This window comes from Paenibacillus sp. UNC499MF (assembly GCF_900107975.1).
In the GTDB taxonomy this organism is placed as follows: Bacteria; Bacillota; Bacilli; order Paenibacillales; family NBRC-103111; genus Paenibacillus_F.
Genome location: NZ_FNVF01000013.1, coordinates 108,307 through 120,102, shown reverse-complemented (window position 1 = coordinate 120,102; position 11,796 = coordinate 108,307). Strand labels below are relative to the sequence as shown.

Here is an 11,796-nt window from a genome sequence, read left to right as displayed (position 1 = left end):
TCGTTCACAGCGATCAAGGATTCCAGTACACGTCTCACGCGTATCACGACATGCTGCCAAAGGTTGGCGCCCGAATCAGCATGTCTAGGCGGGGCAATTGTTTAGACAATGCCTCCATGGAGAGCTTCTTCTCGCATCTCAAAACGGAAGGGCTCTATTTGTATAATATCCGAAGTCTTGATGAAGCACAAAAAAGAATTTCGGATTACATCCATTTTTACAACCATCATCGTCCACAGCGAAAGCTAAACAAGCTGACGCCGATGGAGTATCGACGCCAGCTTGCAGCCTAGGCTTTTTTCAATGTCCGTTAAATGGGGGCTTGACCAGACGACCTCAGTGGTTTTTCTTTTTGCGCTTGCAAAAAATGGTTGATAACGTCCCGCTTTAATGGTACAGTATTAAAAACTTAGTATTCCGCTTTGAATTGTCGAGTATCGACCGGACAGCCGGAGAAGTCGCTTCTAGTGACCTCTCTGGCTTTTTGCGTTGTTACGCGCAGTTCCACACCTGGGAGAAAAAGGAGTGTCAGAATAATGGGAAGCTCACCCTCCATCGTCATCCGTGAAGCGGCAGAGGCGGATCGCGAGGCGGTCCGCACGGTGATGCTTGAAGCTTATTTGCAGTATGCGGACGTTATGTCCGCGCAAAGATGGCAGCAGTACCGCGAAGATATCGGCTCGGCCGCCGACAAAGGCAATCCCGTCGCACGGCTCGTAGCCGAGGCGGAAGGGAAAATCGTCGGCACCGTCCAGCTTTTCGTTTCCTCGGAGGCCGCTTACGGCAGGCCGGAGCTGGAAATCGATACGCCGATTATCCGCTACTTGTCCGTATCGCCGGAGGCTCGGGGCAGAGGCATCGCGACGGAGCTCATTAAAGAAAGCGCGAGGCGCTCTCTGGAGCTCGGTTCCTCTACGCTTCATCTTCATACGTCCGATATGATGGCATCCGCCGTAAGCCTGTACGAACGGCTGGGGTTCCGGCGCGCGTTTGACAAGGAGTTCCATAACGGCGAGGTTCTTGTGAAGAGCTACCGGCTGGAACTGCACGAATCCGCCTTTTTTACGGCCTCATAGAAGAATCCGGTACATAGGAGCCACAGGCAAGGCGGTCGGCAAAGAGAAAGCATGTGCAGGGAATCTGAACAGACATGCTTACAAAGCACGACGATACAGGCAGACCTTCAGCCGCAAGAAATATACGCCGCATAGTTCGCACTTCACTCGGGGCTGGACGATCACTATATAGTTTTAATTATTCATAATGAAGCGGGGGAGCAAGTCTAATGAAGAAACAGGTAAACAAATGGTTGGCGGGAGCGGGAATTTTAGTGCTGGCGGCAGTGTCTGCCGGCTGCGGCAAAGCCGTTGAAACGGGCGGAGGAGCGACGCCTGCGGCAGCGGAGAAACCGGGAGAAAGCCCGGCGGGCCAGGCCAAGAAGGTTATCGTAGGTACGGGGACTAAATTCCCGCAGGTGTGCTTTATCGACCAGAACGGGAAGCTGACGGGATTTGACGTGGAGCTGATCAAAGAGCTCGACAAGCGGATACCGGAATACGAGTTCGAATTCAAAACGATGGAGTTTCAGAGTCTGCTGCTCAGCCTGGAAACGAACAAGATCGACTTGATCGCCCATCAAATGGAGAAAAATCCGGAGCGCGAACAAAAATATTTGTTCAATAAAGAGCCGTACAGCATTTTCCTGAACAAAGTCGCCGTCGAGATCAATAACGATACCATCAAAACCATTGACGATCTGAAAGGCAAAAAAGTCCGCACCGGAGCGACAAGCAACGAAGCGTACATCCTTCAGGAGTACAACAAGAAAAACAACAACGCCATCGAGATCGTGTACGACAACGCCACGGCCAACGATCTGGTGGACAAAATCCGCAAAGGGCGCATCGACGCCACCGTAACGTCGGATTTCGCTCTCCGCAACTATACGGACAAAGACGGCAAGGTCGCGCTGAAAACGGTCGGCGAGCCGCTCACGGAGTCGGATGTGCTGTATGTATTCCGCAAAACGGACGGAAAACTGGCCGACCGGATCGATCAGGCGATCAAGGAAGTAAAGGCGGACGGAACGTTGTCCAAGCTGAGCGTCCAGTGGCTCGGTCAGGACTTCTCGCACGTGGGCACGCAGAAGAAATAAGAACCCGAAGGTTCGTACGAGAGAGGTGGTATCATGGGCAGAAGATTCGAGGCGGACTATATCTTCTTCTTTATTCCGAAGCTGCTTTCCTATCTGCACATTACGCTGCTGATCGTGGGAAGCTCCATCGCGCTGGGGCTGATCATCGGGTTTCTTGTCGCTTTGCCCCGGCTGTATGACGTGCCCGTCCTAAGGCGGATCAGCCAGGTTTACGTGTCCTTCTTCCGGGGGACGCCGATTCTCATCCAACTGTTCCTGATCTATTACGGACTGCCGGAACTATTGAAAATCGTCCAGGTGGACGTGTCCAAAACGCCGGTGCTGCTGTTCGTTATTCTCACTTATTCGCTGCATACCGGCGCCTATGTCTGCGAGATGATCCGGTCGGCGGTGGCGGCCGTAGACCGGGGGCAGGTGGAGGCGGCCTACGCGGTCGGCATGAACGGGTACGAGGCATTCACCCGGATCGTTATGCCGCAGGCACTGGGGATCGCGCTGCCCGTTTTCGGCAACCTGGTCATCGGCAACCTGAAAGACTCCTCGCTCGCCTTTACGCTCGGCGTTATGGAAATGACCGGCAAATCCGAGACGCTGGGCACGGCGACGCAGCATTTTATCGAAATTTATATCGCGCTGTCGCTTATTTATTTCGTCGTCAGCTTTATTTTGCAGAAAGGCTTCGATGCCGCCGAGAAAAGGCTGCTGCGCCACAGCAGGCCGCTGGCGGACACGGCAGGCAGAACGGCTGCGCGCCCGAACATCTTCAGACGGCTCCAGCCGGGAATCAAAAAGGAGGCGCCGGGCTATGAACCTTGATCCTTCCTTCATCGGGACGGCCTTTCTGAGCCTGCTGTCGGCTCTGCCGGTCACCCTGTATGTTACTGCCGTCTCCGTTGCCGGTGGGCTGCTGATCGGCACGGCCATCGCGCTGGTACGCATTTACCGGGTGCCGGTCCTGTATCAGGCGGCGGTTGCATACGTGACCTTTATCCGGGGAACGCCGATGCTGATGCACTTGTTCCTCGTCTATTTCGGACTTCCGGCCGTGCTGGATACGCTGGCGGACCGTTACGGATGGTCCTTTAACTCGGGTTCCATCCCGCTCGTCGCTTTCGTAATCATCGCGTTCTCCATCACGGCGGGAGCTTATATGTCCGAAGTGGTCCGGGCAGGCATCGGGGCGGTAGACCGGGGGCAGATCGAAGCGGCTTACGCCGTAGGACTGACGACTCCGCAGGCGCTGCGGCGCATCGTGTTTCCTCAGGCGTTTGCGGTCAGTCTGCCCAATTTGACGAACTCCGTCATTTCCATGCTGCATGCGACTACGCTCGCTTTTACCATCTCGGTGGTGGAAATTAACGCCCAAGCCAACATCGTGGCGTCTACGAACTGGAAGTTTTTCGAAGCTTATATAGCGGCCGCTCTTCTGTTCTGGGGGATTACGGTCCTGGTGGAAAAGGCATCGTCCGCTCTGGAGAAGCGGTTTACTCTTTACAATCGGGGTGGAGTGGCATGATCAAACTGACCGGCATTTCAAAATCGTTCGCGAAGCAGGAAGTGCTGAAAGGCATCGACCTGACCGTGCATAAAGGGGAAGTCGTCGTTATCCTGGGTCCGAGCGGATCGGGCAAAACGACGCTGCTGCGGTGCATTAATTTTCTGGAAAAGCCGAACGCCGGCGAGGTGACGATCGGGGATTTTACCGTCGACTGCAAGCGCTCGGGCCGCAAAGATATTCATACGCTGCGCAAAAAAACGGCCATGGTGTTCCAACAGTACAATTTGTTCAAACACAAGACTGTTCTGGAAAATGTGATGGAAGGACTTGTCGTCGCGCAGAAGCTTCCGAAAGACGAGGCGCGCGCGCGAAGCGCGGAAGTGCTGCTGAAAGTCGGATTATCAGGGAAGCTGGACGCCTACCCGAGCCAGTTGTCCGGCGGTCAGCAGCAGCGCGTCGGAATCGCACGGGCACTGGCGCTGAATCCGGAAGTCATCCTGTTCGACGAGCCGACCTCGGCTCTGGACCCCGAGCTGGTCGGCGAAGTGCTCGCAGTCATCCGCAAAATCGCCAAAGAGGGCATTACGATGATTGTCGTGACGCATGAAATGGGATTCGCCAGAGAAGTATCCAATCATGTCGTCTTTATGGACGGCGGCGTAATCGTCGAGGAAGGTCCGCCGGGAGAGCTGTTCAACGCGCCCAAGGAAGAACGGACCCGGCAATTTCTGAAGCGGATCACTCCCGAACTGAGCTATTCCATTTAAAAACGCGGGGCGTAAAAGTCGGATCTGCTAAAACGCAACTGTAAAACCTTAACTGTAAAACGTACCTGTAAACCGTACCTGTAAAACGTACCTATAAAGACATAAGTGCAAAACCTTCAAGTGCAAAACCGCAAGTGCAAAACCGCAAGTGCATAAACGGTTCCGTCTGCACGGCCGGGATCCGTTTCTCATAAGGAGGAAGCAAGATATGGCCATTAAACTGAGTATTCTGGACCAGACCCCTATCTACGAAGGCGACACCGGGACGGAGGCTTTCAGGCGGACCGTTGCTCTGGCCCGGCGGGCGGAGGAGCTTGGCTACCACCGTTTCTGGGTGGCGGAGCATCACGATTCCGCGCATGTCGCCGGTTCTTCACCGGAGGTGCTGATCTCCCATCTGCTGGCCAAAACCGAACGCATCCGGCTCGGATCGGGAGGCGTCATGCTTCAGCATTACAGCCCGTACAAGGTTGCGGAAAACTTCAACGTGCTGTCGGCGCTTGGACCGGGAAGGATCGATCTGGGGATCGGCCGCGCTCCCGGCGGTCTGCCGAGATCGACGCAGGCGCTGCAGAAGAACGTGGTCGACCCCGATTCCCTGACGGACAAAATCGCCGAGCTGCGCAAATTTCTGCACAACCGGCTGGAAGAAGATCACCCGCTGGCCGGTCTCCGTGCGAATCCGGTACCGGAGCGGCCCGCGGATCTTTACGTACTCGGAGCGAGCACGGGAAGCGCCCGGATCGCGGCGGAGCTGGGCCTGCCTTACGTGTTCTCGCTGTTTATCAACGGAGATCCGCAGACGGCCGTGGAAGCCATCGGCACGTACCGGAGCGAGTTCAATTACGCGGACGGCGCGCAGCCGGCGGCCATACTCGCTTTGTCCGTCATCGCTGCCGGGAGCGAGGAAGAAGCGGCGGAGCTGGCCGGGGACCATAAGCTGGTCAAAATCCATCTGGAGAGCGGCCGCACGATTACGGTCAGCACCTTGGAACATGCGGAGGAATTCGGAAAGCAGAGCAGCGAGAACTTCACGATCGAGGTGAAGGAGCCCACGGTGACGAAAGGGACGATCGAAACAGTGAAAAAAGAGCTGCTGGAGCTGCAGCGGGCGACCGGCGTGAACGAATTTATCGTTTTGACCGCGGTCAAAGATTTTGCGAAGCGGATCCGCTCGTTCGAGCTGCTGATTGAAGCGCTGTCGGGCGAGGACACGTCTGTGGACACGGCAGCGGCGGGACAGCCCGTTTCGGTCGAGGCTTAAAGTCGTTCTCGCCGTACTATAGCAAGGATCACTTTTCTTAAGCAGCTTTAAGCAGTTGCAGTCAAAAGGAGGACGAAAGCCATGACTAGCGAAACGCTGGCGCAGCAGGAGCGGCTGGAAGAGCTTGCCGCAAGACTCGTCGCGGTCCGGCGCCATCTGCACGAGAATCCGGAGCTGTCTCACGAAGAATTCGAAACGACGGCTTTTATTAAAGCCTGGCTGGAGGAAGCCGGCATCCGCATCGCCCCTTACTCCCTGCGGACCGGGCTGATTGCCGAAGTCGGGGGGCTGCGTCCGGGCCCGGTGGTCGCCATACGCGCTGACATCGACGCGCTGCCGATCCAGGAAGAGACCGGCCTTCCTTACGCGTCCAAGATTCCGGGGAAAATGCACGCCTGCGGGCACGATTTTCACACGGCGGCCGTTCTCGGGGCGGCTTATTTGCTCAAGCAGAAGGAAGAGGAGCTGCCGGGAACGGTCCGCTTCCTTTTCCAGCCGGCCGAGGAGAAAGCGAGCGGCGCTCTCAAAGTGATCGGCAGCGGGGCGCTGGAGAATGTGCGGGCCGTGTTCGGGCTGCACAACAAGCCGGATCTGCCGGTAGGAACGATCGGCATCAAGGAAGGCCCGCTGATGGCGGCCGCGGACGGCTTCATCGCCGAGATTGAGGGCCGGGGCTCGCATGCGGCCCTGCCCGAAGCCGGAAGCGATCCGATCGTGGCGTCCGCGCAGATCGTTTCGGCGGTCCAGTCCATCGTCAGCCGCAATATCAGCTCGCTGGACAGCGCCGTCGTCAGCGTAACGAAGCTGCACAGCGGCACCGCCTGGAACGTCATTCCGGAGAAAGCGCTGCTGGAAGGCACGATCCGCACCTTTGACGAAGGCGTCCGGAGCCGCGTGCTGACGCGCTTCCGCGAAGTTGTCGAGGGAGTGGCGGCCGCCGGCGGGACGAAAGCGTCGCTCCGCTGGATTCAGGGGCCGCCTCCCGTGAACAACTCGGCCGAGCTGGCCGCGCTTGCGAGAACCACGGCGGACGCCCTCGGCTACAGCGCGATTACGCCTGTACCGTCTCCGGCGGGAGAAGACTTCGCCTTCTATCAGCGGGAAGTCCCCGGGCTGTTCGTCTTCGTCGGGACCGATGGACCGCACGAGTGGCATCATCCGGCGTTCGATCTGGATGAAGCGGCCCTGCCGGTGAGCGCGCGATTTTTCTCGGAGCTTGCCGTCCGGACGCTCCTGGAACTCTCGGAGCGGCCCGCAAGCGGAGAGAACGGGTGAACGGCGGGATGACGTATGACGTCATCGTGGTCGGGGCGGGCTCGATGGGCATGAGCGCGGGCTACCACCTGGCGAAGCAGGGGGCGCGGACGCTGCTCATCGACGCCTTCAACCCGCCGCACGGGGAAGGCAGCCATCACGGGGAGCCCCGGCTTATCCGCCACGCTTACAGCGGAGGCCCCGCCTACATCACGATGGCGCTGCGCGCCCAGGAGCTCTGGGATGAGCTCCAGGCGGAGACCGGCACAGAGCTGTCAGTCCCGTCCGGCGTGATCAACATCGCGGGCGCGGACGCGTTCCGCAGCCGGGCCGAAGACGCCCGGAAGCTGGGCGTCCGCGTCGAGCTGCTGGACGCGGCGGAGATCGGCCGCCGGTGGCCGGGCTTCGAGCTTCCGGCGCATTTCGCCGGAATGTATGAGCCGGACGCCGGCTACCTGTTCAGCGAGAAGTGTGTCTCCGCTTACCGGAGGCTGGCCGAAGAGGCGGGAGCCCGCCTGCTGCCGGATACGCCCGTGCGCCAGCTTTATGCCCGGGAAGGCGGCGTCGCCGTCCATACGGATCAGGGCGTGTACCACGCGCAGCAGGCGATCCTCGCGACCGGCGCCTGGTTCCGCACGCTGGAGCCGTTTGTGAAGCTGCCCGTCCGGGCGGTCCGCAAAGCGGTAGGCTGGTTTCAGCCGAAACGGCCCCTGTTCGATGCGGGACGCTTCCCGGGCTTCACGATAGGCGGCGGCGAGGGAGGCTACTACGGCTTTCCGGACATCGGCGGCGCGGGAGTCAAGATCGGCAGACACGACACCGGCGTGGAATGGACGGCGGGAGAAGCACTGGAGCCTTTCGGCCGTTACGATGAGGACGAGGGAGACCTGCGCCGGGCGCTGGAAGCTTATCTGCCACAGGCGGCAGGCCGGTTGAACCGGGGAGCCGTCTGCAAATACGAGCTTTCGCCCGATGAGCAGTTTATTATCGACCGTCATCCGGCTCATCCGTCCGTTCTTCTGGCGGGAGGATTCTCGGGTCACGGGTTCAAGTTTTCGAGTGTCGTCGGAGAAATTCTCGCCGATTTAACGCTGTACGGACGGACGCCGTTCGATACCAGGCCGTTTGCTTTGTCGCGTTTTACACAAGGGTCCCCGGGTCCCATGGTCTCCGGATGACTCCATAAGGAGGAAAATAAATGAGCGGTTCAGGCATTTTAAACGTTGATATCCAACTTTACTTATCGGTATACAATCAATTAAAACTGGCGATCGAGGGATTGGACGAAGAGCAGCTCAAGCGGAAAGAAGCTCCGGGAAAATGGAGCATTACGGAGGTGCTGGCGCATCTGGCCGATCACAATATCGTAGTCTCCTTCCGCATCCGTGAAATTTTGGCGGGCTCGGATAAAATCCTGCCGGGATTCGCGCAGGACCCGTGGGTGGAAGGACAGCGGGCGAACGAAAGCGGCGTTTCCGAGCTATTGGACGGTTATGCGGCGCTGCTGCAGTACAACGCGGTTTTGTTCCGGCGGCTTACTGAAGCGGACTGGGAGAAAACCGGTGTCAATTTCAAAGGGGAAAGCGTAACTCTGGCGTCTGTCGTGAATGCTTTTACGGCGCATGTGCAGACCCACCTGGCGCAAATCGAGCGGATCAAATCCGTGGTAGCGGCGGTGTGACAATAGCGGAAGGGGAGAAGGATCATGAGTAAAAAAAGACAGTTGAAGCTGGGCGCGCTTCTGCACGGTGTCGGAGGTAATCCGGCGATGTGGAGGCACCCCGACGCGCAGCCGGACGCGAGCGTGAATTTCGAGCTGTACAAAAAATGGGTGCGGAAGGCGGAAGCGGGCAAGTTCGATCTGATCTTCATCGCCGACGGCTTGTATATCAACGAGAAGTCGATTCCGCATTTTTTGAACCGCTTCGAACCGATTACGATTCTGAGCGCTTTGGCTGCCGTAAGCACACATATCGGTCTCGTGGGGACCTTGTCGACCTCGTACAGCGAACCGTTTACGGTCGCCCGGCAGTTCGCTTCTCTCGACGCCATCAGCGGAGGACGCGCGGGGTGGAACGTCGTCACTTCTCCGCTCGAAGGCTCCGCGTTAAACTACGGAAAACCGCATCCCGAGCATGATCTGCGCTATAAAATCGCGGAAGAATACCTGGAAGTGACGAAAGGGTTGTGGGATTCCTGGGAAGACGACGCATTCGTACGGGATAAGAAGTCGGGCGTATTTTTCGATCCGGAGAAGCTGCACACTCTGAATCACCGGGGAGAATTTTTCTCCGTCCGGGGACCGCTGAATATTGCCCGTTCCAGACAGGGGCAGCCGGTTATTTTTCAGGCGGGAGCCTCCGAAGTGGGCAAAAACTATGCGGCTAAAGTGGCGGATGCCATTTTCGCCGGGCAGGAAAATCTGGAGGACGCCGTCCGCTTTTACAAGGAAGTGAAGGAAAGGGCGGCGTCGCACGGGCGTTCGCCGGACGAAGTGCTTATTTTCCCGGGGATCGGGCCGATTATCGGGTCGACCGAGGAGGAAGCCGAACGCAAATATCAGGAGGTGGCGGACCTCGTGACGATCGAGACGGCGCTCGATTATTTGGGCCGGTTTTTCGAGCATCACGATTTCTCGCAATATCCGCTGGATGAGCCGTTCCCGGAACTGGGCGATCTGGGCAAGAACAGCTTCCAGAGCGGGACGGACAAAATCAAGGAGGAAGCGAAGGAGAAGAACCTTACGCTCCGTCAGGTGGCTCTTCAGGCCGCTACGCCCAAAGGGCGCTTTGTCGGAACGCCGGAGAAGGTCGCCGATCTTATCCAGGAATATTTCGAAGCGGGCGCCGTGGACGGCTTTATGCTTTCCGCCGCCGTACCGAGCGGTCTGGAGGATTTCGTGGATCATGTCGTGCCGATCCTCCAGCAGCGGGGCATTTTCCGTACGGAGTACGAAAGCGATACGCTTCGGGGCAACCTGGGGCTTCCGGTACCGGCCAACCGGTATACGAAACAGCCGGAGACGGTGTGAGCCGGGTTGACAGAGTTGGCGGCATTGTAGCACTGCTGCACAGAGCATATGCGTGAGATGAGTGTCGTGGGCGGGGAGTCCGCTCGCAGGGGAATCGTAACCTGACCCGTTTTCCTGAAGAATTCTTCAGAGTGGGCGGGGCCAGGCAGGGAACGGCAGTTCAATCCATAGGAACGGGAGTGAGCGTTATGAGCCAGTTAAACGAGTATTTGGCCGCCAAAAAAGAGTCTTTGGAGCAGCGCGAAGAGGAGCGCAAGAGAGTCGCGAATCAGCCTTCGGACGTGCTGAAAGCAAAGGTAAGAGCGAAGGACAGGAGCGGCGTAAGGGAAATCCGGATCCGGAATTTCCAGATTCTCAGCGACAGCCTGCCGGATTTTGCCGGCTTCGATCTCGGACCGAATTCGGCGGAGATTCAGCTCGGCGTTCTCGGAAGCTGCCTGACGCACATTACGCTGATTCAAGCCGCTCTGCGCGGAGTCCCGCTGGAGTCGCTGGAAGTAGAGGTTGAAGGCGAGCTCCACAAGTTCGCCGGAAAAGACGGTTACGAGGAGATCCCCTTCTGGCCTCATAACATCCGCTACACGCTGCACATCGAGTCGGCCGCTTCCCAAGAAGAAATCGCCGAGCTTCACCGGGGGGTCGAGGAAGTCTGTCCCATCCTGAATCTGCTGCAGCGACCCCAGGAAATAACGGGCAAAGTCCTGCATTCTTCCGGCAGCGGAGAGGCGGGAGAAGTGACGATCGGAAGCTGATATCACAATCCCGGAGGCGGGAGGAGGCATCTCTCATGTCTGCAAGAGACCGGGAAGAAGTGAAGGGAGCCGGATACAGTCCCGCAATGGCGGGCAGCGTATTGGAGCTGATCGGGGATACTCCGGCCGTCCGTATCCGGCGGCTGCCGGGTGAGAATGACGCCGAGCTTTACGTTAAGCTGGAGTCGTTCAACCCGGGCGGAAGCGTAAAAGACCGTGCGGCCCGGCATATGATCGAGCAGGCGGAACGGGACGGCAGGCTGCTCCCCGGCGGAACGATCATCGAAGTGACCAGCGGCAATACGGGCATCGGCATGGCGATGGTAGCGGCGGTCAAGGGCTACAAGCTTATCGTGATCATGTCCGATAACATGTCTTCGGAGCGGGCGGGAATTTTGCAGGCATACGGGGCGGCTGTCGTCATTTACCCGGCGGAAGAAAAGATCGAAGGCGGTCTGCGCAGGGCAAGGGAGCTGGAACGCCGGATTCCCGGAAGCTTCGTTCCCGTCCAGTTCGAGAATGCCGGCAATGCCGACGTCCACCGGTTTACGACCGCTACGGAAATATGGGAGCAGATGCAGGGGAGGCTGGACGCATTCGTATGTACCTCGGGCACCGGCGGCACGATAACGGGCACGGGGGAGGCGCTTAAATCCAGACTGCCGGATTTACGCATTTATGTCGTCGAATCGCGCTGCTCGCCTCTACTTTCCGGCGGCGAGCCGGGGACTCACCGCATCCCCGGAATCAGTCCCAGCTTTATTCCGCCGGTCCTCAATACGCGGCTCTACGACGAGGTGCTGCAGGTCGGGGACGAGGACGCGCACGAGACGGCCAGGGAGCTTGCACGCCGGGAAGGGCTTCTTCTCGGTCCTTCTTCGGGAGCGGCCGTATGGGCGGGTATGCGGGTAGCCAAGAAGCTCGGAAGCGGGAAAAAAGTGCTTTGCATCGCTCCCGATACGGGGGAGCGATATTTAAGCACGGGGCTTTACGATGCTTGAATTCGCAGTGCCGTGCCGATAGATGCCGACATATGGCCGTATAGGCGACATGCCGGCGTGCAGCCGTTTATCGG

13 protein-coding genes are annotated in these 11,796 nt (G+C 58.4%); all 13 read left to right on the top strand.

Features of this window, described 5'->3' with window-relative positions; all coding sequences use genetic code 11:
* A partial coding sequence (locus C4S74_RS21510) for an IS3 family transposase (RefSeq protein WP_146065518.1) occupies positions 1–293 on the top strand: 293 nt, incomplete at its 5' end.
* Between the two features lie 243 nt (positions 294–536).
* Positions 537–1,076 (top strand): GNAT family N-acetyltransferase, encoded by a 540-nt coding sequence (locus C4S74_RS21505; protein WP_103997395.1) that lies wholly within the window; start codon positions 537–539, stop codon positions 1,074–1,076.
* Positions 1,077–1,285: 209 nt separating this feature from the next.
* The gene (locus C4S74_RS21500) at positions 1,286–2,155 is read left to right on the top strand and encodes a transporter substrate-binding domain-containing protein (protein ID WP_103997394.1); all 870 of its coding nucleotides are present in this window, start codon (positions 1,286–1,288) and stop codon (positions 2,153–2,155) included.
* A gap of 33 nt (positions 2,156–2,188) precedes the next feature.
* Positions 2,189–2,971, top strand: coding sequence for an amino acid ABC transporter permease (locus tag C4S74_RS21495; protein WP_103997393.1), 783 nt, complete (start codon positions 2,189–2,191; stop codon positions 2,969–2,971).
* Positions 2,961–3,671, top strand: coding sequence for an amino acid ABC transporter permease (locus tag C4S74_RS21490; protein WP_103997392.1), 711 nt, complete (start codon positions 2,961–2,963; stop codon positions 3,669–3,671). Before C4S74_RS21495 ends, C4S74_RS21490 begins: the two co-directional genes overlap by 11 nt.
* Positions 3,668–4,420, top strand: coding sequence for an amino acid ABC transporter ATP-binding protein (locus C4S74_RS21485; RefSeq protein ID WP_103997391.1), 753 nt, complete (start codon positions 3,668–3,670; stop codon positions 4,418–4,420). The genes C4S74_RS21490 and C4S74_RS21485 overlap by 4 nt, the downstream gene beginning before the upstream one ends.
* A 208-nt stretch (positions 4,421–4,628) precedes the next feature.
* Positions 4,629–5,684 (top strand): LLM class flavin-dependent oxidoreductase, encoded by a 1,056-nt coding sequence (locus tag C4S74_RS21480; RefSeq protein ID WP_103997390.1) that lies wholly within the window; start codon positions 4,629–4,631, stop codon positions 5,682–5,684.
* An 81-nt stretch (positions 5,685–5,765) separates the two neighbouring features.
* On the top strand, positions 5,766–6,959 hold the full coding sequence (locus C4S74_RS21475) for an amidohydrolase (RefSeq protein WP_103997389.1): 1,194 nt from the start codon (positions 5,766–5,768) through the stop codon (positions 6,957–6,959).
* Positions 6,956–8,116, top strand: a complete 1,161-nt coding sequence (gene solA / locus C4S74_RS21470; RefSeq protein ID WP_103997388.1) for an N-methyl-L-tryptophan oxidase — start codon at positions 6,956–6,958, stop codon at positions 8,114–8,116. The genes C4S74_RS21475 and solA overlap by 4 nt, the downstream gene beginning before the upstream one ends.
* Positions 8,117–8,136: 20 nt before the next feature.
* Positions 8,137–8,619 carry a DinB family protein gene (locus tag C4S74_RS21465; RefSeq protein WP_103997387.1) on the top strand — a complete coding sequence of 161 codons (483 nt, stop codon included), beginning with the start codon at positions 8,137–8,139 and terminating at the stop codon, positions 8,617–8,619.
* A gap of 24 nt (positions 8,620–8,643) precedes the next feature.
* Entirely contained in the window at positions 8,644–9,969 is a 1,326-nt protein-coding gene (locus tag C4S74_RS21460; protein ID WP_103997386.1) for an LLM class flavin-dependent oxidoreductase, read from the top strand.
* 188 nt (positions 9,970–10,157) lie between these two features.
* Positions 10,158–10,721: an OsmC family protein gene (locus tag C4S74_RS21455; RefSeq protein ID WP_103997385.1), complete on the top strand. Its 564-nt coding sequence runs from the start codon at positions 10,158–10,160 to the stop codon at positions 10,719–10,721.
* A gap of 35 nt (positions 10,722–10,756) precedes the next feature.
* Positions 10,757–11,722 carry a cysteine synthase A gene (cysK, locus tag C4S74_RS21450; protein WP_103997384.1) on the top strand — a complete coding sequence of 322 codons (966 nt, stop codon included), beginning with the start codon at positions 10,757–10,759 and terminating at the stop codon, positions 11,720–11,722.
* Positions 11,723–11,796: the final 74 nt, after the last annotated feature.